This window comes from Desulfurivibrio nitratireducens (genome assembly GCF_044068515.1).
Lineage (GTDB): Bacteria > Desulfobacterota > Desulfobulbia > Desulfobulbales > Desulfurivibrionaceae > Desulfurivibrio.
The window spans coordinates 1-21,835 of record NZ_JBIPKI010000015.1; the positions used below are offsets into that span (position 1 = coordinate 1).

Here is a 21,835-nt window from a genome sequence, read left to right on the forward strand (position 1 = left end):
ACGGCCTGATCGCGATGATCGAAGATCCCAATATCACGGTCAGCGGCCGGGAGGACTGATTCCCGCCGGCCATCAGCCGGGCCCGTTGGTTGGGCATCGATGGCCAACCATCAGGCCGCCCGATCTTTTTCTTCCAGGGCCGCCAGGATCTGCTCCCCGATTCGCCAGATGTTTCCCGCCCCCAAGGTCAGGACCACATCCCCCCGGGCCAACCGGGCGGCGACCGCCGCCGGCAGCTGCCCCAACTCAGGGACATATTCCACTCCCTTCTGGCCATGGCGCCTCAGGGCCTGGGCCAGCGCATCTCCCGCCACCGAGGCAATCGGCTCCTCGCCGGCGGCATATATGTCGCTGAGCAGCAAGAGGTCGGCATCGTGGAAAGCGTGGCAGAACTCCGGCAAAAGCCCGGCCGTGCGACTGTAGCGATGGGGCTGGAAAAGCACCACCAGCCGCCGCTGGGGCCAGGCGCCGCGGAGGGCGGCCAGGGTAGCCCGGATTTCGGTGGGATGATGACCGTAATCGTCGATTACCGTTATGCCGTCCACCTCGCCTTTGACCTGCAGGCGCCGCTGCACCCCGCTGTAGTTGCCCAGGGCCCGGGCAATCACGGCGAAGGGAATATCCAGTTCCAGGCCCAGGGCCACCACGGCCAGGGCATTATAGACATTGTGCCGGCCCGGTACCGAAAGAGTCAGCGTCCCCAGTCGCTCGCCGCGCCGCCAGACCTCGAAACGGGAAATGAAGCCCCGGGCCGTGATCGCCCGGGCCTGGACATCGGCCTGGCTGCTCAGCCCGTAGGTGATGGTCCGCTTGCGGATCTGGGGCAGCAAAGCGGTGATGTTGGGGTCGTCCAGGCACAGGATGACCGCGCCGTAAAAGGGAATCCGGTTGATGAATTCCAGAAAGGCCGCCTTGACCGCGTCGAGATCGGGGTAGTGATCAACATGCTCGAGGTCGATATTGGTGACAATCTCCAACACCGGCGAGAGCTTGAGAAAGGAGCCGTCGGACTCGTCGGCTTCGGCCACCAGGAAGTCCCCGGCCCCCAGCTTGGCATTGGACCCGAAACTATTGACCTGGCCACCGATGACCACGGTGGGATCCAGGCCGGCCTCGGCCAGCAGGGTGCCGGCCATCGAGGTGGTTGAGGTCTTGCCGTGGCTGCCGGCCACGGCGATGCCGTTGATCTTGAGGCGCATCAGCTCGGCCAGCATTTCCGCCCGGGGAATCACCGGAATACAGGCTTCGTGGGCCGCCAGCACCTCGGGGTTGTCCGGCCGCACCGCCGAGGAGATCACCACCACGTCGGCTCCGTCGATCCAGCGCCGGTCATGGCCGATGGCAATCCGGCCGCCGAGTTCGGCCAGCCGGCGGGTGATCCGGCTTTCCCGCAGGTCGGAGCCGCTGACCCGGTAGCCCAGGTTGAGCAGCAACTCGGCGATTCCGCTCATGCCGATGCCGCCGATGCCGACAAAGTGAATATGCTGGTTTTTACGATACATGGTTAGCTGCTTTCCTCCGGTTTGCGGCCCCGACAGGCCAGACTTTCGCTGATTATGGCAGCGGCGGCATCGGGCCGGGCCAAGGCCCGGGCTTTTTGCCCCATCATCTCTCTGGCGGCTTCATCCCGCAGTAGTTCCTTGATCTGGCCGGCCAACTCCCCGGCGCTCAGTTCCTTTTCCGGCAGCAGCCGGGCCGCCCCCTGTCCCACCATGATCTCGGCATTGAGCCGCTGGTGATCATCGGCGGCGTGGGGATAAGGAATCAGCAGGGACGCCTTGCCGAACAAAGCCAGTTCCGCCAAAGTGGTGGCGCCGGCCCGGGAAATTACCAGATCCGCCCGCCGGTACTCGGCCCCCATATCGCCGATGAAGGCGGCGCTGCGGGCCTTCAACCCGGCCTGACGGTATCCGGCGCTGATCATGGCGTAATCCCGCTCCCCGGTCTGATGCATGATTGCAAATTCCAGGCCCTCGGCGGCCAGCAGGCCGGCAGCTTCCTGCATCAGCAGGTTGACCCGGTGGGCCCCCTGGCTGCCGCCCAAAACCAGCAAACCCGGCACCTCTCGCCGAACTTCATCCTGCCGGGCGGCGGCCACCAGTTCCCGGCGCAGGGGATTACCGACCAGCCGGGTTTTGGCCGCCGGAAAAAAATTACCGCGGTCCGGCAGCGACAGAAAAATCCGATCCACGAAGCGGCCCAGGAGGCGGTTGGCCAGTCCCGGCACCGAGTTCTGTTCGTGAATGCAGGAGGTTACGCCCAGCATCCGGGCCGCCAGCAGCACCGGGCCGGTAACATAGCCTCCCACCCCCAGCACCAGGTCGGGGCGAAAATTCCGCAGCAGGCTGACGGCCTGCCCGAAACCCACCGGCAGCCGGGCCAAAGAGGCGAGGCGCCCCCGCCAGGAAATTCCCTTCAGGCCGCTGCCGGTGAGGGTTGCCTGGCGGTAGGGCTTGGTCGCCAGTGCCCGGCGATCGATTTCCCGGCCGGTGCCGATGAAGAGCACCTCGCTGCCGGGATAACGGGCCAAGGCCTCGTCGGCCACGGCGATCCCGGGAAAAAGATGGCCGCCGGTACCGCCGCCGGTGATCACCAGGCGAATGCTCATTGCTCAGCGCCCCTTCCGGTCGGGTCAGCCGCCCCGTTTAACTTCATCAGGCCACCACCGCCGCCCGGCCCGGGGAGGAACCGGCCTCCCCGCCACCGCGGCCGCCACTGCGCTCCCGGGCCAATTCCCGCACCGCCCGGCGAAAAACCTCGCCTCGCTGGGCATAGCCGCTGAACATATCGAAGCTGGCGCAGGCCGGAGAAAGCAGCACCGCCTCTCCGGGCTGGGCCAGCCGGTACGCCTGCCTCACCGCCTCGGCCAAATCGCCGGCGGAGGTGGCGGGGACGGCCTCGACCAAGGCCGCGGCCATTTTTGCCCGGGCGGAACCGATCAGGACCATGGCCTTGACCTTCTCACGCAACACCGGCAGCAGCAGGCGATAGTCACCCCCCTTATCGAGGCCGCCGGCAATCAGGACCACCGGACCGCGCAGCCCCTGCAGGGCCGAAATCACCGCGCCGATATTGGTGGCCTTGGAGTCATCGTAAAAGCGGACCCCATCAACTTCCGCCACCAGGGCCAGCCGATGAGGCAGGGGCCGAAAACTCTCCAGACCCCGGCTAACCGCCTCCGGCGGACAGCCGGCCAAGCGGGCGGCCAGCACGGCGGCCAGGGCGTTCTGACGGTTGGGTTCCGCAGCCAGCTCGGTTCCGGCCAGCTCATATTTTTCGACGGCCTCGAAGTCCTTGCCCAGCCGGATCCGCAGCAAGCTGTCGGTCCGGCTTGCCGCAGCCGGGCCCGCCGGCTGCGCTTCATTCCCGACCGGTCCGGCCTCCCCGGTCCCCCCGAAGGCAAAAACCCGGGCCGCCACAGGATTGGCGGCGGCCAGGCGGGTAATCTCCGGATCATCCCGGTTGATGATGGCCACATCATTGGGCTGCTGCTGGGCAAAAATCCGCCACTTGGCGGCGGCGTAAGCGGGGTAATCGGGATAACGATCCAGGTGGTCCGGCGAAATATTGAGCAACAGCCCGATTCGAGGCCGAAACCCCCCGGCGCTGTCCAACTGGAAGCTGCTGACCTCCAGCACCGCCCAGTCCGCGTCCTGGGGGCCCTGCAGATATTCACAGAGCGGGGTGCCGAGATTGCCGCCGACAAAGACCTTTTGGCCCCCCGCCTGCAGGATGTCGCCGATCAGCGTGGTCACCGTACTTTTGCCGTTGGTCCCGGTGACGGCGATCACCGGGGTCCGCAGGTAGGCCGGAGCGAGGGCCAGTTCACCGATAATCGCCACACCCGCCTGGCGGGCCGCGGCCAGGGCGGGAAGATCGAGCGGGACGCCGGGACAGAGGATAATGATGTCCACGGCGGCGAAAAGCTCCGAGGAATGCCCCCCCAACTCGCAATAAACCCCCCGCTCCCGCAGCCAGCGCAGGGTAGTGCTGGCGGGCGGCAAGGACCGGCCCCCTTCGGAAACCACAACCTTGGCCCCCTGCCCCAGCAGAAAACGGACCGCGGCGATGCCGGACTTGCCCAGACCCACCACCAGCACCTGCTTGCCTTCAAGGTCCATTCTTTCTCCTGGAATCGACATTTGCTTCCTTCGCGATCCTTTGCTGGTTCAAGGGCCGACCCCGTTCAAGGCCGGCAACTTTCAGCGGCGCCCGGTTCCCGGGAACCTTTACCGCAACTTCAGGGTGGCGATGGCCAGCAGGCCCAGGACGATGGAAATAATCCAGAACCGCACCACCACCTTGGGTTCCTGCCAGCCCTTCTTCTCGAAATGATGATGAAAGGGGGCCATCAGAAAAATCCGTTTGCCGCCGCTCATCTTGAAAAAGCTTACCTGGAGGATCACCGACAGGGCCTCCATGACGAAAATTCCCCCAACGATGGCCAGCAGGAATTCCTGCTTGGTAATGATCGCCACCATGCCCAGGGCGGCACCGATGGCCAGGGAGCCGACATCGCCCATGAAAACCTGGGCCGGGTAGGTATTGAACCAGAGAAAGCCCAGACTGGCCCCCACCAAGGCCCCGCTGAACACCGCCACCTCCCCCGCTCCCGGCACGTAGGGAATCTGCAGGTAGGAGGCCAGTACCGCATGTCCGGCCAGGTAGGAAAACATCAGGTACACGGTGCCGGTGATCACCACCGGACCGGTAACCAGCCCGTCAAGGCCGTCGGTGAGGTTGACCGCGTTGGAGGCTCCCACTACCACCAGCAAGGCGAAAAGGGTGTACCAAACCCCCAGATCCGGGCGAAATTCCTTGAAGAAAGGAAAGCTCAGGTGGCCGTCGAACCCGGGCATCAGGAAGAGGGCGGCGGCGGCGGCGCCGGCGCCGGCGCCCTGGAGCAGCAGCTTGCCCCGCACGCTCAGGCCCTTGCTGTTCTGTTTGCGGATCTTGCGATAGTCATCGTAGGCGCCGATTGCTCCGAACCAAAGCATGACCGCCAGAATCAGCCAGACGAAAAGGTTGTAGAGGTCAACCCAGAGCAGGGTAGTGGAAACCACCGCCGCCAGGATCAACAGCCCGCCCATGGTGGGAACCCCTCGCTTGCAGTAATGACTCTCCGGCCCGTCGTCGCGAACCACCTGACCGATCTGCCGCTCCTTGAGCCAGGTGATGAAAACAGGCCCCAGCACCATCACCAGCAGGAAGGCGGTCAGGGCCGCCCCGATGCAGCGGAAGGTGATGTAGCGGAATACGTTGAAGACGCTGAAGTACTCATGCAGGGGATATAATAAATGATAGAGCATTACCCCTGTTCCCCCGGGCCGGTTTCGGCCAGCTGGCTGATGATCGTTTCCATCCGCATCCCGCGCGAGGCCTTGAGCAGGACCAGATCATCGATCCCCAGCACCCCCTGTTGCACCGCCTCGGTCAACCAGCGCCCGATCTCTTCCTTGTCGCCGCAAGCCCGAACCCGGTCGGCGGCCATCCCGGCCTGGCGGGCGGCCAGAGCGGTCTCGGCGGCGAATTCACCCACCGTCAACAGGTAGTCGAAATCGAGCTTGGCCACCTTTTCCCCGATAAAGCGATGGGCCGCCAGACCGTGGCTGCCCAGTTCCAGCATATCGCCCAGCACCGCCACCACCTTGCGCTGGCGGCGCAGGTTGTAAACCGTTTCCAGGGCGGCCAGCATCGAGGAGGGATTGGCGTTGTAACTGTCATCAATCAATTTCAGGCCGGCGATAAAGGGTTGAATCCGCAACCTCTTGGCAAACGGCTGATAGGCCTCGAGCCCCGCGACGATTTCCGCCGGGGCGATTCCCGCCGCCCGGGCCAGAGCGGCCGCAGCCAGGGCATTGCGGACATTGTGGGCGCCCAGGGCCGCGATCCGCACCCGCCCGCGCCAGGTCCCGGCGATGGTCAGGGTGAAACTCATGCCCGCTTCGCCCCGGCTGCGGATATAGGTGGCTCGGATCATGGCCCCGGGCGCAAAGCCGAAGGTTATCTGCTGCTGGGGCATGGTCCGGGCCAGCCGCCAAATCCGCTTGTCGTCCCGGTTGACCACCAGGGTCGTCCAGGGCTGCATGCCCTGAAAAAGCTCGCCCTTGGCCCGCGCCACGCCGTCGACATCGGCCAGGCCGGCGAGATGGGCCTCCTGGACGTTGTTGATACAGGCCACGTCGGGAGCGGCGATCTCGGTCATCCGGGCAATTTCGCCAAAACGATTCATGCCCATCTCCAGGACGGCGAATTCATGCTGTTCATCCACCCCCAGGAGGGAAAGAGGCAGGCCGATGAGGTTGTTCAGGTTGCCCCGGGTCTTCAGAATGCGGTGGCAGCGGGAGAGAATGGCGGCGGTCATTTCCTTGACCGTGGTTTTGCCCGAACTGCCGGTGATCGCCAGGACCCCCAGGCCCTGCATCAGGCCGCGGCGGTAATGGGCCAGATCGCCCAGGGCCCGCAAGGTATCGGGAACCAGCACTACCGGCACCGGCAGCTTCTCGGCGGGAGTCTTGGCCAAAATCAGGCCGGCGGCTCCTTTGCGCAGCACTTCCTCAATAAAATCGTGACCGTCGAAATTGTCCCCCTGCAAGGCGATAAACAGATCACCAGCCTCGATGGTGCGGCTGTCAGAACAAACCAGGCGGAAAACCGCCTCGGTCCGGCAACCCAGCAAACGACCGCCGGTGGCCAGCAGAACCTGGGCCAGGGTCCAGACCGGATTCTGCGCCAGGGCGAAGCCGTAGCCGAACTCCGCCCGGCGGCAGGAGCGTCGGCGAGCGCCATTATCAGCTGATGCAGGTGCCGGTTTCATGCTGTTCTCCTGGCAAACGTTCATGGGAATCGCCTTCTGGCGGCCCAAGCCGTTTACCGCCTTGCTACGTGCGCGAAAAGGTTAAATTTACTGCAAATAAAATTATCTATTTTACCTTGCCTGACCCAATATCGCCAGCTGTTCCCTAACTTCCAGGCGATCGTCGAAAAATCTGCTGACTCCGGCAACTACCTGGGTGGTCTCGTGCCCCTTGCCGCAAACCAGGACCACATCTCCCGGGCGGGCAAAAAAAATGGTGTCCCTGATTGCCCGGCGCCGGGATTCAACCAGGTCGTAACCCCGCAACCCGGCCGGGGAGCGCAACAGGGATTCCAGGCGGCCGCGCCGGGCTCCCCCCTCGAGCAGGCCCCGCTCGATGGCGGCCATGATCGCGGCGGGCTCCTCGCTGCGCGGGTTGTCCGAGGTCACTACCACGATATCAGCCCCCCGGGCGGCAATTGCTCCCATCAGCGGTCGCTTGGCCCGGTCCCGGTCGCCCCCGCAACCGAAAAGGACAATCAGCCGACCCGGGGTCAGAGGGCGCAGGGCCTGCAAAACATGGGCCAGGGCATCGGGGGTATGGGCGTAATCGACAAAAACATCCAGGCCCCGAGACGAGGTAAACCTTTCCAGCCGCCCCGGCGGCGGGGCGGCGGCGGCCAGTCCGGTCCGGATCTGCTCGGGGCTTAAGCCCAGAGCCAGACCAACCCCGGCCACTCCCAGCAGGTTGTCGAGATTGAAGCCCCCCACCAGGGAAGATTGCAAGGTCCAGGCGCCGCCGGGACCCTGGAGGCGGGCTTCTACTCCGGCCAGGCTGCTGCGGCGGGCGGCGACCCGCAACTCTCCGTCAGTAAAGCCGCAGCGGATCAGCCGCAACGATTCAGCCCGGCGCCGCGACTTCGGCGACCCGGCCGGCCGGCTCAAAGGCAACAGTTCGGCTGCCAGTCGCCGGGCCCAGGTTCCCGCTGCCGGCCCACCCTCATCCTCCGCTGCGGCGACGATCACCGCCGCCCCGCCCGGCTTGAGATGTTCATAAAACAGGCGTTTTTTGCCGGCATAATAGCGCTCCATATCTCCGTGGTAATCCAGGTGCTCATGGCTGAGGTTGGTAAAAAGGGCCACGTCAAACAAGATCCCCGCCACGCGCCGCTGCTCGAGGGCGTGGGAGGATACCTCCATGATCACGTGGGTTACCCCGGCTCCGGCCATTTCCCGCAACAACCGCTGCAGGGTTTCCGCCTCGGGGGTGGTGTGCGAAGCGGGCAGGCTCCGCTCCCGGTAGCGATAGTTTACGGTGCCGATCACCCCCGGTTCGCCGCCGCTGCGGCGGATCAATTCCTCCAACAGGTAGGTGGAGGTGGTTTTGCCATTGGTGCCGGTAATCCCGATCATCACCATCTCGGCGGCGGGCTGCCCCTGCAGGGCGGCGCAAAGCCGTCCGAAGGCCTCCCGGGGATCTTCGCTGGCCAGGTGCAAAAAATCCTGGCCGGCGGCCATCCGGGCGGTCTCCGCCGCCCTGCCGCGGCTGGTCAGTACCGCCCGGCAGCCCCGCGCCAGCGCATCGGTCACGTAATCATGCCCGTCAACCCTGGTTCCCGGCAAGGCGACAAAAAGGGCGGCGGGCCCTGCCCGCCGTGAATCAGCGGTCACCGCGGTTACAACCGGATCAGGATGGTCCCGGCGGCCCATGACCGTCCAGTCGACCCCCGCGGTTTCGAGCAATTGCCGCACCTTCATCGCCCGTTTTTAGAGCGGAGGTTGTTGGCCGCAGCCAGGTTGCCGGTAATGACCCGCAGTTCAATGGTTCCCTCGTCGACTCCTTTGAGTGAAGCTCCCGGAGGCGGGTTCTGGCCGACCACCCGGCCGCTGCCCTGCACCTTGATGCGCAGGCCCGAGTTCTGCAGGGTCTGCAGGGCCTTGCGCAGGCTGAGCCCCATCACATCGGGCATCCGCTCAACGGGCCTGATCGCCGCCACCTGGGTCGGACCCTCCCCTTTTTCCTGCATGGCCGCCCATTGCTGCAAAAGAGCGCTTTCCCGGGCCATAACCGTTGCGCCGGCCGGCACCGATACCGGCCGGCGCAGATTGGTTGCCCAAGTGTCGAGATCCCTGACAACTCCCCGCAAAGGCGAGGGTAAGGCCAGGTCCATCTTGGCCCCATCAATAAAGACCAGCGCCGCCAACCGCGGATCCTCGGCCGGCGCCATCCCCAGCATTACCGCTTGATAGCGGCCGTCCGCCGGGGTGTCGTTTTCTGTTGCGGCCCTTTCCGCCGCTGGGCTCCCGGCTTCCGGTTCATGCTCGGGCCCCAGGGCCACCAGGCTCTCGTAGGTCACCACCGGCACGGAATCTTCTCCGGCCGGGACCAGGTCCCGAAGAAAATTCCGGCCGGCAACGGCCGGAAACACGTCTCCGTTAAGCGCCGACTTGCGGGGCCAGAACTGTTCGTTGTCCCAAAAGCCCCGAATGAGATGGGGCTCCACCGGTTGGCCGCCGTTGACCAGGCGACTGAAGGCGGCCAGCAGGGCAACGCCGCTCACCACGGGATCTTCAGCCAGCAGCAACTGGCGACACTCATCTTCCAAGCCGTCAGGGGAACTAATCCCCTCGTTCAGACTGCGACCTTCCAGTAAATCCAAATCGATGCCGGCACAAAGGCCGATCCGCCGCCAAAAGGATTCCGGCGGAGACATCAGTTCCCCGGTTGCTCCGGCCGGCCGGAGGCTGGCGGAAGCGTAAATCTCCCGATCCATTTCGTACCAGAACCCCTGGCTCTCCAGTTGATCCGCGCCAGGCGGACTGGTTCCGGCCACTCCTTGTTCATGGGCCGCCGCCAGGATGAAAAGACTTCGCAGGGCTCCCGGCCGGACCTGGGGAACCACGGCCCGGTTCAATCTCTCCTCGGCCCGGGCGGCCCAGAAATGGTTGGGATCGTAGGAGGGCAGACTGGCCATCCCCACCACGGCCCCGCTGGCGACGTCCATCACCAGGGCCGCGGCGGAAACACCGTCCACCGCCCGCAGGGCCCGGGACAGCCGGTTCTCCAGTTCTCTTTGCAGGGGTAAATCGAGGGTGCTGACCAGATGGACCCCGCCCCTGGCGGCGATTCTTTCCGGAACTCCGGCCGCGGCCAGCCGGATATCGCTGATGCCACCCCGGAGAATATTGTCATAGGAAAGTTCGATCCCGGCCAAACCCTGTTCGTCCTTGACGAAACCAATGGCATGGGAGGCTCCGGTCTGATGGGGATAATAGCGATGGGAGCGGGGCATTACATGGACCCCGCGGAAGTCGCCTTCCAGGACCCGGTCCACCAGCTCTCTCTCCGCCTGCCGGGTCAACCAGACAAAGCTGCGTTCGCTGCGGAAGGAGGCCAACAACTGCTCCTGGTCAAGATCCAGGATTCGAGCCAGATCGGCCGCGGTGCCTTCGGGGTCGGTAATTTCCAGGGGCCGAACGTAAAGGGAGCTGAGCCGGAAGCTTAAGGCCAGAGTGTCAAAGTTGCGATCGTAGATGTTGTTGCGGCGCAGGCTGGAGCTTTCAACCAGGGTCCCGCCGCTGATCCCGGCTTGCCGATCCCCGGACTGGAAGCCCAAGATCGCCAGTCCCGCCCAAATCCCCGCTCCGACCAAGGGCAGCAGGAGCAACAGGAAAATCAGCTTTTTCCGGCGCTGTCGATATGTAGCGGTTCCCCGCATGCCCATCCTCCCTGGATCACAGGATCTAAAATAGTTCGTAAATTAGCGGCCCCCCCGCGCTCCGTTGGGGGAAAAAACCGCCGCGCCGGGAGGGTTCAAGGCTTCATGGATACCGGATCTGGCCCTCCCGGGGCGGGAACAGACCCAGCTCGGCCGCGGCCTCTTCGATTCTTTCCCTGGCCAACAACTGATCGCGGCGCTCGGCCAGTTCCCGATTCTGCTCCAGCATTTCATGGCGGCGCTGCTGGTGAGCGGCCAGTTCGTCCAGACCGCTGCGCACGGCCCAGGCCACCCAGAGCCCGGCCCCCACCGCAATTAAAGCCAGCACCAGCAACGATACCCCCAAGGCCTTGAACCAGACCCCTTCGCCTCCCCGGCCGCCATCAGCGGGCCGTCGGCCCGCGCGGGCCATGCCGCCGCGACGCCCGATATCATCGCGCATCATGCCTGCTCCTCTCGCCGTTCGGCCACCCGGAGCTTGGCGCTGCGGGAGCGGGGATTGCGCCGCAGTTCAGCCGCCCCCGGGGTGATTGGCCGAGGAGTCAGAACCCGCAGGCGGGAATCATCGCGAAAGGCCCGTTTAACCAGGCGATCTTCCAGGGAATGAAAGGTGATCACGCAGAAACGGGCTCCGGGCCGCAAGCGGGACGGGGTCATGGCCAGGATGGCGGCCAGGTTTTCCAACTCATGATTGACCGCAATCCGCAAGGCCTGAAAAACCCGGGTGGCCACATGAATATTGCGGGGATGAAAACGGCGGGGCACCGCTTCCCCAACCAGGGCCGCCAGCTGGGCCGTGGTGAGGATCGGTTCGTGGCGCCGGCGCTCGACAATCAGACCGGCAATGGGCCGGGCCTGGCGCTCTTCCCCGTAGTAATAAAAAATATCGGCCAGTTCGGCGGCACTCAAATCCCGGAGCAGGTCGGCCGCGGTCAGGCCGCCGCGCCGATCCATCCGCATGTCCAGCGGCTCGCTGCCCCGAAAGCTGAAACCGCGGCCCTCCCCGGCGGTCAGGCCGCCGTCAAGCTGCAGCGAGGAAAGCCCCAGATCCAGCACCAACCCGTCGATGCGATCAACGGCGAGTTCAGCCAAACTTGCCTCCAGTTCGATAAAGTTGCGCTGCAGCAGCAAGGCCCTGGCCCCAAAACGGGCCAGGTTACGGCGGGCCCGAACCAGAGCCTCTTCATCCCAGTCAAAGCCGATCAGGCGACCGGCCGGAGCACTGTGCTCCAAAACCGCGGCGGCATGGCCGCCCAAGCCGAGGTTGCCGTCCACGTATATTCCGCCGCTGACCGGGGCCAGCCAGTGCAACACCTCGGCGAGCAGAACCGGCTGATGGATATCGTCCATAAAAATATGCGCCGCGGCCGGGCTGAAAGCAGGGCCAGGATTGACCGCCGAACTGGAAGCTCCAGCCGGAAGGCGCCCTCTCTTAGAGGCTAGAAAAGGCCCAGTTCCAGCAGGGTTTGTTCGAAATCGGCGAACTGTTCGCCGCTCGGCCGACTGATCTGCTCCCAGTTGGCCTTGTCCCAGATCTCGAAATAGGAGATCATCCCGTTGACCACCACATCCTTGCTCAGGCCGCACTCCTCGCGGAGGTTGGGTGGCAGCAGAATGCGCCCCTGCCGGTCCAGGCTGCATTCCACCACCCCGCCGATCATGTAGCGGATCAGCTTGACCTGCTGGGGATGCTTGCGGCCCTCGGCCATCAGGCTGACTTCCAGTTCCTCCCAGGTGGGCATGGGATAAGCTTTGAGACAGGAGTTCCAGGGCATAACCATGAGCCGCTCGTCGTATTGCTTGCGCAATACGTCGCGAAAACGGGTGGCGATATTGAGCCGGCCCTTCCCATCCAGGGTATGCTCCGAGCGGCCCCGAAAATGATGCACCGGGGCCCGCAGCTTGCCGTCCGCCGTCATGTCCGGCCTCCTCCTGGCAAAATCGCCCTTGTCGCCTCGTCGTGCCGCATAAAACCTCTTTGCCCCCCTTTCCCCCACTTTACACCACCTGCTCCCCTTATAGTGATAAAGGTCTCGAGGTGTCAAGGAAAAAAAGGGCGTTAGACAAGGGGGAAAAAGTCTCGGCCGGCAGCGGAAAAGCCGGCCTTAAGCCAGGCTGTTTTTTTCCTGCTTGCTTTATCCGGCAAAGCAATTTAGTATAATGCTCTTTTTTTGCCGCTCCTGTCCCGCTGGCGATTTCCCGCCGCGATGCCCCCGGTTACCAAAGGTTGCACCCCCTGTTTCTGTGAGGGCGGCTGGCCCGTAAGTCCGTGGCAATATCATGACGGCCCAGACTTCGGAACCCTACTATGAACCAAGAAAAGATCAGAAACGTCGCAATTATCGCCCACGTCGACCACGGCAAGACCACCCTGGTGGATCAGCTTTTCCGCCAAAGCGGCATGTTCCGCGACAACCAGCAGGTCGCCGAACGGCTGATGGACTCCATGGACCTGGAAAAGGAACGGGGGATCACCATCGCCGCCAAGAACGGCACCTTCGTGCACGGCGAGTATCGCATCAATATCATCGATACCCCGGGACACGCCGACTTCGGGGGCCAGGTGGAACGGGTGCTGCGGATGGCCGACGGCTGTCTGCTCCTGGTGGACGCCCAGGAAGGGCCGATGCCCCAGACCTATTTCGTCCTCAAAAAAGCCCTGGCGGCCAAATTGCCGGTAATCGTGGTGATCAACAAGATCGACAAGCCGGCTGCCCGGCCCGACTGGGTGGTGGACCAGGTCTTCGACCTTTTCGTCAAACTCGGCGCCCCCGACGAACTCCTGGATTTTGCCGTGATCTACGCCTCGGCCAAGCAAGGTTACGCCTCGCTGACCCTGCCGGCGACCGGGGGAACCATGGCCCCCATCGCCGATCTCATCGTTAAACGGATCCCGCCGCCAACCGGCGACCAGGCCGCTCCTTTGCAGATGCAGGTCAGCACCCTGGACGCTTCCCTCTATCTCGGCCGGCTGGCCATCGGCAAAGTACTGAACGGCACCCTGAACATCAATCGTTCGGTGGTGGTGATCAAGCGGGACGGCTCCGTCAAGCCGGCCCGGATCACCAAGATTTACCGGTTCGCCGGCAGCGACAAGGTAACCACCGACCAGGCCGGCTGCGGCGAAATCGTGGCGGTGGCGGGCATGGATGACATTACGGTGGGAGAGACCTTCACCGACTCCGACGATCCCCGCCCCCTGCCGCTGATCGAGATCGATCCGCCCACCATCGCCATGAACTTTCTCCCCAACGACTCGCCTTTCGCCGGCCTGGAGGGCAAATTCGTCACCTCCCGCCATATCGATGAACGCCTGCGCCGGGAAACCATCTCCGACGTGGCCCTGCAGGTTACCCCCCTGACCGAGGGCACCGGCTTCGTGGTGGCCGGCCGGGGCGAGCTCCATCTCTCCATCCTGATCGAAAGAATGCGACGGGAGGGCTACGAACTGCAGGTGACCCGGCCCCAGGTGATCATGCGCGAGGAAAACGGGGTCAAACTGGAGCCCTACGAAGAACTCACCATCGACGTGGATGAGCAGTTCAGCGGGGCGGTGATTGAAAAACTGGGACGGCTCAAGGGTAAAATGCTGGAGATGCACCAGCACAACGGGATGACCCGCCTGCTTTACAAGATCCCTACCCGGGGCCTGCTGGGCTACCGGGCCCAGTTCATGACCGACACCAAGGGGATGGGGGTGATGAACTATGTTTTTGCCGAGTACGGTCCCCACGCGGGCGAAATCAGAAACCGGATCAACGGCGCCCTGGTGGTCAAGGAACCATGCACCACGGTGGCTTATGCCCTCTTCAATCTCCAGGAGCGCGGCCGACTCTTTGTCGGCCCCGGCGAACGGGCTTACAAGGGACAGATCATCGGTGAGAACAGCCGCGAAGGCGACATGGTGGTCAATCCGGCCAAGGGCAAGAAGCTGACCAACATGCGGGCTTCCGGCTCCGACGAAAACGTCGTCCTGACCCCGCCGGTGAAAATGAGCCTGGAAGACTGTATTTCCTACATCAACGACGATGAACTGGTGGAAATCACCCCCGAATCCATCCGCCTCCGCAAGGCCAACCAGAGCAACGGGCGTTGATCACCGTCCTCCGCGGGCCGGTCCGGGGCTCTTCCCCGGCCCGGCCCGGCCCGCGCCTCGGAGCCGCCCGGCAACGTTTACTTTTTCCCCTTTCCCACTTATCGTGTAACTGGTAAGCAAAACCCTGCGGCCCATTGCCGGCCTCTAATCCAAAACCGGGGATAAGTTCGCCATGAGCAGCAACAAAGCCCGCCTTTGTCCCAATTGTCGGCGCCTGGTCAGCCGGGACGCTCCCTCCTGCCCGCACTGCGGCCTGAGCCGGCCCGGCGCCAGCTGGAAAGGACTGGTTGGAGCTTTCAGCCAGCTTGAGCCCGAGCGGCTGATCCGCCTGCTGATCGGCATCAATGTCCTGATGTACATTCTCAGCCTGATCCTCAGCCCCCAGGGGGTCCACACCGGGATGATGAATCCTTTTCGCCTGCTCTCGCCGGACAACCGGGTCCTGCTCCAACTGGGGGCCAGCGGGACCGTTCCCATCAACGCCCTGGGGCACTGGTGGAGCCTGATCAGTGCCAATTACCTCCACGGCGGCCTGCTTCACATCATCTTCAACATGATGGCCCTGCACCAACTGGGGCCCCTGGTTATTCGGGAATACGGCCTGGCCCGGATGACGGTGATCTACACCGCTGGCGGGGTGGGAGGCTACCTGGTTTCCTACCTGGTGGGAATCCCCTTTACCCTCGGGGCCTCGGCCGCAATCTGCGCCCTCATCGGGGCCATTCTCTATTACGGCAAAAGCCGGGGCGGGGCTTACGGAGGGGAACTTTTCAGTCAGGTGGGGGGCTGGGCCATCGGCATCGGCCTCTTCGGCCTGCTGGTCCCGGGCATCAATAACTGGGCCCACGGCGGGGGCATCCTGGGCGGCGCTCTGCTCGGCTACCTGCTGGGTTACCGGGAACGGGGCCGGGAAAGCTTCACCCAGCAGGTTCTGGCCGCCGGCTGCGCTCTGCTGACCGTCGCGATCCTGCTCTGGGCGGTGGCGGGCTACCTGTTCGCCTGACAAACGGGGGACGGCCGGGTTTTATCTCAGGGGCAAGCGGATGATCTGCTGTTCTGCGCCGATCATGATGGACAGCCGCAACTCCTCGGCGCTGTCCGCCTCTTCCCCCGATTTGCCCGGGAAGAAAAGCACCCCGTAGCCGATCTGGTTGGGCAGGATGGGGCCGCTGGTCAGGGATTTTTCGGCCAGGTCCCGACTGATCCGGGCCCCGGTTTCGCTGTAGCCTTTGGCCCCGCCAACCAGGACTCCCGAAGCCGCCCCGATGGCGGCCCCCCGGCCGGCGGCGGTCCCGACATTATCCCCGGTCACCAGGCCGAACGCAGCGCCCACCACCGCTCCGGCCGCCCCCAGCAGCAGGGCCGGCTTGCCGGTTTCCCTGATGGTTTCGCCAACCTCGATATGGCCTTTGGTCCGGTCATGGGCCCGGGCCAGGCTCAGAACCGGCCAGGCCCGGTTCTCCCGGTCGAGCAAAAAGGTCTGGTCGGTATTGACCAGCACCCTTTCGCTGCTGTCATTCTGGAAAGTTACCTGCACCGGCAGCAAACCGGCCCGGCGAGCGTCAAAGCCGAAGGACTGGCGGGCCTCCTCGCGACCGACAAAGGCCAAGGCGCTGATCATGACCCCGTTGATCTCCACCGCCCCCCGCTCGGGATCGGGCAACTCCAGGGGCGCCACCCGATCCCGGTAGGTGCATGCCGCCGCCAGGGGCAACAACAGCAAAACCAGACCAAGGACCAGGATCTTAGGCAAACGTTTCTGAGCGACCATTACAGCAATCTCCTTAACGGCAGGCTACCAAGGCAAAGGCAACCGGTGGGATTATAATCCGGCGCCGGCAAGGCAGTCCGGAGGACCGCGGAGCCGTTGAGCCCCGCCGGTCACCAGCTTCCTTGCCGGCGGCAGGCTTTAAGGCTTGATCCTGATGGCCACGAAGCGGCTCTGTCCCTGGCGGCGAACCAGCAGCAGGACCCCGCCCTCTTCCATGGCTGCTTCCATCAATTCGTCATACTCGGCCATGGTCTGGACCGGCTGCTGGTTGATCTCGACGATCAGCTCGCCGCGGCGCAGGCCGGCTTCGGCGGCGGCCGAGCCCGGTTCGACATTGGCGATCAGCACCCCCTCCCGCTCCTTGATCCCCAAAGACCTGGCCACTTCCTCGGTCAGTTCCTGAACGCTCAAGCCCAGCTTCTCCTCGGCCTGGCGCGCCCTGGCAACCCGGGTCTCATCTTCCTCCTCAAGCTTGCCGATGGTTACCAGCAGCTCCGTAACCTGGCCCTGGCGCATGACCACCACCTTGACCTCCTTGCCCACCGGAGTCTGGGCGACCAGGGTCGGAACCATGCTCATCTGGGTGATTTCCTTGCCGTCATAGCCGACGATAACATCGCCGGGGCGCATTCCCGCCCGGGCCGCCGGACTATCCGGGGTGACATCTCCCACCAGGGCTCCGATGGGTCGCTCAAGTTTGAACTGGCGGGCCAGTTCCGGAGTGACGGGTTGAATCATGACCCCGAGCCAGCCGCGGGTTACCGCGCCGTGCTCCCTGATTTGGTCGACCACATTTTTGGCCATGTTGACCGGAATGGCGAACCCGATGCCGATATTCCCCCCCCCTCGGGTATAGATGGCGGTATTGATCCCCACCATCTCTCCTTCCAGGTTGAAGAGCGGCCCCCCGGAATTGCCCGGATTGATGGAGGCATCGGTCTGAATGAAGTTTTCATAGGGGCCGCTGCCCAAGGAGCGGCCCTTGCCGCTGACGATGCCGGCGGTCACGGTCTGCTCGAACCCGAAGGGATTGCCGATGGCCAGGACCCAGTCCCCCACCCGGAGACTTTCCGAATCCCCCAGCTTAACCGCGGGGAGCGGATTGCGGGCTTCGATCTTGAGCAGGGCTACATCGGTCTTGGGGTCACGGCCCACGATCTCGGCCTCATACTCCTCGAAATTGGTCAGGCGGATATTGATGGAGTCGGCGTTTTCCACCACGTGGTTATTGGTGACGATATAGCCGTCGGGAGAAATGATCACCCCGGAACCGAGGCTGGTGCGCCGCATCTCCCGGGGCGGCATCTGGGGCGCCTGGGGATGCGGGGAAGGAAGATCGAAAAAACGCCGGAACATTTCCGGCAGGTTTTCTCCATCAAAGAAAAACTGGTGCGGCGAGCTGGGCGCCATGACCGTTTGGGTGGTGTAGATATTAACCACCGAAGGGCCAAGCCGTTCAGCCAGGTCGGCAAAAGAGGGCGGCATGGCGGCCCGGCTGGCCGTCGCCCCCACGGTTAAGAAAGCCAGGGTGGCCACCAGAAAAAACAGGCGGGTCAAAGCCCCGCCTCGGAGCATTGCGATTGAGCCGTTCATGGGATCTCCTTACAGATTTACACTTGAAATGTTGGGGGGGCCGGTCAGCGAAGTTGCAGGATCAAGCAGCTGGTTCTTCATTATGCCAATCCGTGCCCTGAAGTTTTGGACTTGCACTTGAAATCAATTTATCCTATCGGCCCCGCGGTCTTTGTCAAGTTACCCACCTGGGTTGCAATCAAAGAGGGACCGCTCGGTCGGGCGGGCCGAGCGGTCCCTGGAGGGCCCTTCACTAAAGAAATAGTGAAGGAGAAAGGAAGAAACAGACGCGTGGAACAACGCGTCCAGTTAAACAGACAGTTGCCTCTCCGACAAAGTTCCCGTAAAAAAATCAGACCCCTTTCGAACCAAACCATGCTCGTAAGAAACCTGACCTGGCCGCCTCAGCGGCTGCGGATAGCCACTCGAATGCTCTTTTTATCCCGTCCGAAATCGGGGGACAGGGCCGCCACCGGGGCGATGGCCACGGACTGATCAGTCAGCATTTCCCGCAAGCGGGGCAGGTCGCCCGGCGGCAGATCCAGGAGCAGCAACTCCCGGGCCGGATGTTCCACCCGCCAGGAAGCATGGAAACTGCTTTCCCGGAACAGGCGGGCCAGGGTATCCGGAGCCGGATCCTGGAAGATCACCAGGACATCGGGGTGCTTCTGAGCCGGGCCCCGGAGGGCCGAGGGATGAGCCGGCACGGTATCATAAGGGGAAAAAGGGGGGTAATAAGAGCGCGGGGAGGTGGTGGCCAGGGTCGCGGCGGGGCCGGCCAGCCGGGGCCGCTCACCTTCGAGCTGGGTGGCGGCGGTATCAGCAGCGCCGGGGGCCGCTCCTTGACCTTGACCGCCGGGCAGGGAGAGAGAGGAGTTTTGGACCACGACCGCCAGCATCATGGCCACGGCCACGGTGACCGCCGCGGTGGGCAGGGAAACGGAAAAGTCCATCCGCCGCCAGTACGCCAGCAGCCGGGCAAGCCAGGCAGGGGACGCTGCCGGCCGCCGCTCTGCAACTCCCGCCAGAATGGCGGGCAAAAGGTCGGGGGGCACGGGCACCGGCTCCAGGGAGCGAACCCGGCTCAGGGTGACCTTAAAAATCCGCCATTCCCGCCGGCAGGCGGGACACTCCTCCAGGTGGGCATCGAACGCCGCCTGCTCGATTCCGGCCAGTTCCTGATCCAGGCGCTCGCTAAACAACGAGGGCATCCGGGCGCAATCCATGGGTTCCTCATTCATAATTCAGCCATTTTCCACCAAAGTCTCGTGTCTTCCCGGTAAGTTTATTGCGGATCGACCAGCCCGTCGGCCCGCGAACTCTGCCCAGCCAAGCCCCACGCCTGGGTGGGGCTTGGCTGTTTTAGGTTTAGATAATTTTTCCCAGCCGGTTTTTCAAGGCCAGGCGGGCCCGGTTGAGTTTGGACTTAACCGTGCCCAGCGGTATTTCCAGAATGACGCCGATTTCCTCGTAGGACAAGCCATCGATGTCCCGCAACAGGATGATTTCCTTTTCCGCGGGAGCCAGTTCGGCAATGGCCCGGCGCACCAACTGGTCCTGGTCATGCTGGGCCAGCAGAGCTTCCGGCGACTCCCCGCCGGCCAAATGCAGGGGGGAATCAGGATCGTCCAGCGATCTGCTGCGAAAAAAGCCCCGCCGCTGCAAACGCTTGTAGCGGTTGCGGCAGTGGTTAAGGGCCAACTGATAGAGCCAGGCTCCGAACTTGGCTTCATCCCGGAGGCTGGCCAGCGAGCGATGTACGGTGATGAAAATATCCTGGGTGAGATCCTTGGCCTCTTCCTCGTCCTTGACGTAATTGTATGCCAAGTTGAAAATCCGGCTCTGGTGCAGGCGGACGAGTTGGGCAAAGGCCCGGTTATCACCGCGGCGCAGGGCTCGGACCAGTTCCGCGCTTTCATTTTCTCCTGACTGTGGCATACGGAATCAGCAATGGTCCGAGGATCCCCGAATAATAGGCAGACAGACGGCGGCCCCGGAAAGTTCCCGCGTCGGTCTTTTTTTCAGCAAGCATGCGTGACCATGGTAGCCGCTGCCCCGGTCCGGCGCAAGTTGTAAACTTGCCGCGACGGCGGATCCCGGCCCCCCGAAGCCGGCGCTGGCGGGGGTTTCGGGCCTGGACTCTCCGGGCCGCCAGCCCCCGTCATCAGCCGCCGGCCGCGGCTTAGCCGGCCCCGGAAGCAGCAGCCGGCGGCGCCGCTCCCGTCCGAAAAAAACCGCCAGACTTACGGGGACGTTGCCAGCACCGGAGGCACTGTGTTAACCTGTCGCCGGCGTTTCCCCTCCTCTCATCAGCAGGCAAGGTGGCCGGACATGACCCAGGAATTCGACGTTGAAAAAATAATCCAGGATCTGGAAAAGATCATGCCCTTCAAGGACAGCACCCGGGAGGGGGATATCGTGCTGATCATCGCCGACCAGCTCTTTTACGGGGTGGTCACCGAGATCATCCGCGACGACAGCCGCCGGGATGAGTGGTGGCATGTGACCTTCCAGCTGCTGACCATTCCGCCCCGGCGGGTAATCTGGACCCTGCGGGAACCCCAGTTCAGCGGCCGGGAAATCTTCACCATGGGAGGGGAAAAACGTTTCATCAAGGCGATTTCCTGGCGGGAAGAGGAACCCCCGGCGCCGGAAGCCGATTCCGCCCCCGCTTCAGGGGCCGCGCCGGCCAAGAAGCCCTCGCGCCGCACCTCGCATCTCAAAGTGATCAAGTAGGAAGGACCGGAAACCTGTCCATGACCGCCGAACGGGAATTGATCGCCGCCATCCAGCGCAGGGCCGGCGCCGCCGCGCCTGGGGTCGCCGGGCTGGTGCAAGGCATCGGTGACGACTGCGCGGTCTGGCGGCCGGCGGCCGCCGAGGTTGGCCTGGTCACCACCGACACCCTGGTTGAAGGTGTTCATTTTGACCGGGCCTGGCACCCCCCCCGCCTGCTGGGCCGCAAGGCGGTGGCGGTCAACATGAGCGACATCGCGGCCATGGGCGGCAGCCCCCGTTTTGTCCTTCTTTCCCTGGGTCTGCCGGGCGATGAGGCTGAGCAATGGCGGGACGATTTGCTCGATGGGCTGGCCGAGGCGGTGACGGAATACCGGGCCGTGCTGATCGGCGGCGATACGGTGCGGGCGCCGGCCGGAGTCCTGCTGACGGTCACGGTAATCGGGGCGGCCGACCCGGAACGGGTTTGCCTGCGCTCCGGGGGGCGGGCGGGGGATTCGGTCTGGGTGGGAGGCCCCCTGGGCCTCGCCGCCGCCGGCCTGGAAATCTGCCGCCGCGGCCTCGGGGCTGATCCCCAATGGCGGCAAGCGGTTCAGGCCCACCTCGACCCTGCCGCCCAGGTAGTCCTGGGCCAAAAACTGGCCGCCGCCGGTCTGGTCAACGCGATGATGGACCTCTCCGACGGCTTGGCCACCGATCTGGCCCATCTCGCCACCGCCAGCGGCCTGGGGGCCGAAGTGGATGCCGGGCTGCTGCCGATCCCGGAGATCGTCCGGCGAGCCGCCCGGGTCTGCCGGGCCGATCCTCTGGCTTGGGCCTTGCGCGGCGGGGAGGATTACCAGCTGCTCTTTACCGCCCCCCCGGCCAACGATGAAGCCCTGGCTCGCCTGGGCGCCCTGATTCCCGGCGCTGCCCTGATCCGCATCGGGCGCCTGATTCCCGGGGCCGGGGTTTTTTTGCAGGACAACGGCCGCCGCCGCGAAATCGGCTACGGCGGCTACGATCATTTCCGCCGGGAATAGGGAATATCAGCCCCGATCCGGCCGCAGCCGCGGCAATTATGGCGCCGTGCTTTTTATCCCGCCGAGAGGACAGCGGACCCCGGGAAATGCCGCCCTCGGCGGTTACGAACTTTAGGATTAACC

The 21,835-nt window shown here is 64.1% G+C and carries 18 protein-coding genes; 4 read left to right on the top strand and 14 right to left on the bottom strand.

What is annotated here, in order from left to right:
- Positions 1-110 precede the first annotated feature (110 nt).
- From murC to mraZ, 10 genes are all read right to left on the bottom strand, one after another.
- Complete coding sequence (gene murC, locus ACHHTY_RS05870) at positions 111-1,502, bottom strand: UDP-N-acetylmuramate--L-alanine ligase (protein ID WP_395493170.1); 1,392 nt, start codon at positions 1,500-1,502, stop codon at positions 111-113.
- Positions 1,503-1,504: 2 nt separating this feature from the next.
- Positions 1,505-2,608: an undecaprenyldiphospho-muramoylpentapeptide beta-N-acetylglucosaminyltransferase gene (murG, locus tag ACHHTY_RS05875; RefSeq protein ID WP_395493171.1), complete on the bottom strand. Its 1,104-nt coding sequence runs from the start codon at positions 2,606-2,608 to the stop codon at positions 1,505-1,507.
- Positions 2,609-2,654: 46 nt separating this feature from the next.
- Complete coding sequence (gene murD / locus ACHHTY_RS05880; protein WP_395493172.1) at positions 2,655-4,142, bottom strand: UDP-N-acetylmuramoyl-L-alanine--D-glutamate ligase; 1,488 nt, start codon at positions 4,140-4,142, stop codon at positions 2,655-2,657.
- A gap of 87 nt (positions 4,143-4,229) precedes the next feature.
- On the bottom strand, positions 4,230-5,309 hold the full coding sequence (gene mraY / locus ACHHTY_RS05885; RefSeq protein ID WP_395493173.1) for a phospho-N-acetylmuramoyl-pentapeptide-transferase: 1,080 nt from the start codon (positions 5,307-5,309) through the stop codon (positions 4,230-4,232).
- On the bottom strand, positions 5,309-6,817 hold the full coding sequence (locus tag ACHHTY_RS05890; protein ID WP_395493174.1) for a UDP-N-acetylmuramoyl-tripeptide--D-alanyl-D-alanine ligase: 1,509 nt from the start codon (positions 6,815-6,817) through the stop codon (positions 5,309-5,311). The genes mraY and ACHHTY_RS05890 overlap by 1 nt, the downstream gene beginning before the upstream one ends.
- A gap of 111 nt (positions 6,818-6,928) precedes the next feature.
- Positions 6,929-8,548 (bottom strand): UDP-N-acetylmuramoyl-L-alanyl-D-glutamate--2,6-diaminopimelate ligase, encoded by a 1,620-nt coding sequence (locus ACHHTY_RS05895; protein WP_395493175.1) that lies wholly within the window; start codon positions 8,546-8,548, stop codon positions 6,929-6,931.
- 2 nt (positions 8,549-8,550) lie between these two features.
- Positions 8,551-10,515 (bottom strand): PASTA domain-containing protein, encoded by a 1,965-nt coding sequence (locus tag ACHHTY_RS05900; RefSeq protein ID WP_395493176.1) that lies wholly within the window; start codon positions 10,513-10,515, stop codon positions 8,551-8,553.
- Between the two features lie 103 nt (positions 10,516-10,618).
- Positions 10,619-10,960: a hypothetical protein gene (locus ACHHTY_RS05905; RefSeq protein WP_395493177.1), complete on the bottom strand. Its 342-nt coding sequence runs from the start codon at positions 10,958-10,960 to the stop codon at positions 10,619-10,621.
- Positions 10,957-11,865 (bottom strand): 16S rRNA (cytosine(1402)-N(4))-methyltransferase RsmH, encoded by a 909-nt coding sequence (gene rsmH, locus ACHHTY_RS05910; protein ID WP_395493178.1) that lies wholly within the window; start codon positions 11,863-11,865, stop codon positions 10,957-10,959. The genes ACHHTY_RS05905 and rsmH overlap by 4 nt, the downstream gene beginning before the upstream one ends.
- Before the next feature lie 89 nt (positions 11,866-11,954).
- A complete protein-coding gene (gene mraZ / locus ACHHTY_RS05915; RefSeq protein ID WP_395493179.1) occupies positions 11,955-12,434 on the bottom strand; it encodes a division/cell wall cluster transcriptional repressor MraZ in 480 nt (159 codons plus the stop codon).
- A 389-nt stretch (positions 12,435-12,823) separates the two neighbouring features.
- On the opposite strand from mraZ, the gene typA reads away from it, so the two are divergent.
- Both typA and ACHHTY_RS05925 read left to right on the top strand, forming a co-directional pair.
- Positions 12,824-14,611, top strand: coding sequence for a translational GTPase TypA (gene typA / locus ACHHTY_RS05920; RefSeq protein WP_395493180.1), 1,788 nt, complete (start codon positions 12,824-12,826; stop codon positions 14,609-14,611).
- 172 nt (positions 14,612-14,783) lie between these two features.
- Positions 14,784-15,614 carry a rhomboid family intramembrane serine protease gene (locus ACHHTY_RS05925; protein WP_395493181.1) on the top strand — a complete coding sequence of 277 codons (831 nt, stop codon included), beginning with the start codon at positions 14,784-14,786 and terminating at the stop codon, positions 15,612-15,614.
- Between the two features lie 21 nt (positions 15,615-15,635).
- Here ACHHTY_RS05925 and ACHHTY_RS05930 read toward each other — a convergent pair whose 3' ends face one another.
- From ACHHTY_RS05930 to ACHHTY_RS05945, 4 genes are all read right to left on the bottom strand, one after another.
- Positions 15,636-16,382 (bottom strand): hypothetical protein, encoded by a 747-nt coding sequence (locus tag ACHHTY_RS05930; RefSeq protein ID WP_395493182.1) that lies wholly within the window; start codon positions 16,380-16,382, stop codon positions 15,636-15,638.
- A 138-nt stretch (positions 16,383-16,520) separates the two neighbouring features.
- Positions 16,521-17,975 carry a DegQ family serine endoprotease gene (locus tag ACHHTY_RS05935; protein ID WP_395493183.1) on the bottom strand — a complete coding sequence of 485 codons (1,455 nt, stop codon included), beginning with the start codon at positions 17,973-17,975 and terminating at the stop codon, positions 16,521-16,523.
- Between the two features lie 383 nt (positions 17,976-18,358).
- Positions 18,359-19,195 (bottom strand): zf-HC2 domain-containing protein, encoded by an 837-nt coding sequence (locus ACHHTY_RS05940; RefSeq protein WP_395493184.1) that lies wholly within the window; start codon positions 19,193-19,195, stop codon positions 18,359-18,361.
- A 127-nt stretch (positions 19,196-19,322) separates the two neighbouring features.
- A complete protein-coding gene (locus tag ACHHTY_RS05945; protein ID WP_395493185.1) occupies positions 19,323-19,892 on the bottom strand; it encodes an RNA polymerase sigma factor in 570 nt (189 codons plus the stop codon).
- Positions 19,893-20,285: 393 nt separating this feature from the next.
- Here ACHHTY_RS05945 and ACHHTY_RS05950 point away from each other — a divergent pair, with 393 nt between their 5' ends.
- The gene (locus ACHHTY_RS05950) at positions 20,286-20,690 is read left to right on the top strand and encodes a hypothetical protein (RefSeq protein ID WP_395493186.1); all 405 of its coding nucleotides are present in this window, start codon (positions 20,286-20,288) and stop codon (positions 20,688-20,690) included.
- A 20-nt stretch (positions 20,691-20,710) separates the two neighbouring features.
- Positions 20,711-21,712, top strand: coding sequence for a thiamine-phosphate kinase (gene thiL / locus ACHHTY_RS05955; RefSeq protein ID WP_395493187.1), 1,002 nt, complete (start codon positions 20,711-20,713; stop codon positions 21,710-21,712).
- Positions 21,713-21,835 lie beyond the last annotated feature (123 nt).

Excerpts from the sequence above, each read along its gene's own strand:
- murG (WP_395493171.1), bottom strand. The coding sequence starts at position 2,608 with ATGAGCATTCGCCTGGTGATCACCGGCGGCGGTACCGGCGGCCATCTT.
- ACHHTY_RS05930 (WP_395493182.1), bottom strand. The coding sequence starts at position 16,382 with ATGGTCGCTCAGAAACGTTTGCCTAAGATCCTGGTCCTTGGTCTGGTT.
- rsmH (WP_395493178.1), bottom strand. The coding sequence starts at position 11,865 with ATGGACGATATCCATCAGCCGGTTCTGCTCGCCGAGGTGTTGCACTGG.
- murD (WP_395493172.1), bottom strand. The coding sequence starts at position 4,142 with ATGTCGATTCCAGGAGAAAGAATGGACCTTGAAGGCAAGCAGGTGCTG.
- ACHHTY_RS05950 (WP_395493186.1), top strand. The coding sequence starts at position 20,286 with ATGACCCAGGAATTCGACGTTGAAAAAATAATCCAGGATCTGGAAAAG.
- ACHHTY_RS05905 (WP_395493177.1), bottom strand. The coding sequence starts at position 10,960 with ATGATGCGCGATGATATCGGGCGTCGCGGCGGCATGGCCCGCGCGGGC.
- murC (WP_395493170.1), bottom strand. The coding sequence starts at position 1,502 with ATGTATCGTAAAAACCAGCATATTCACTTTGTCGGCATCGGCGGCATC.
- mraZ (WP_395493179.1), bottom strand. The coding sequence starts at position 12,434 with ATGACGGCGGACGGCAAGCTGCGGGCCCCGGTGCATCATTTTCGGGGC.
- ACHHTY_RS05935 (WP_395493183.1), bottom strand. The coding sequence starts at position 17,975 with ATGAACGGCTCAATCGCAATGCTCCGAGGCGGGGCTTTGACCCGCCTG.
- mraY (WP_395493173.1), bottom strand. The coding sequence starts at position 5,309 with ATGCTCTATCATTTATTATATCCCCTGCATGAGTACTTCAGCGTCTTC.
- ACHHTY_RS05890 (WP_395493174.1), bottom strand. The coding sequence starts at position 6,817 with ATGAAACCGGCACCTGCATCAGCTGATAATGGCGCTCGCCGACGCTCC.
- ACHHTY_RS05945 (WP_395493185.1), bottom strand. The coding sequence starts at position 19,892 with ATGCCACAGTCAGGAGAAAATGAAAGCGCGGAACTGGTCCGAGCCCTG.
- thiL (WP_395493187.1), top strand. The coding sequence starts at position 20,711 with ATGACCGCCGAACGGGAATTGATCGCCGCCATCCAGCGCAGGGCCGGC.
- ACHHTY_RS05925 (WP_395493181.1), top strand. The coding sequence starts at position 14,784 with ATGAGCAGCAACAAAGCCCGCCTTTGTCCCAATTGTCGGCGCCTGGTC.
- typA (WP_395493180.1), top strand. The coding sequence starts at position 12,824 with ATGAACCAAGAAAAGATCAGAAACGTCGCAATTATCGCCCACGTCGAC.
- ACHHTY_RS05940 (WP_395493184.1), bottom strand. The coding sequence starts at position 19,195 with ATGAATGAGGAACCCATGGATTGCGCCCGGATGCCCTCGTTGTTTAGC.
- ACHHTY_RS05900 (WP_395493176.1), bottom strand. The coding sequence starts at position 10,515 with ATGCGGGGAACCGCTACATATCGACAGCGCCGGAAAAAGCTGATTTTC.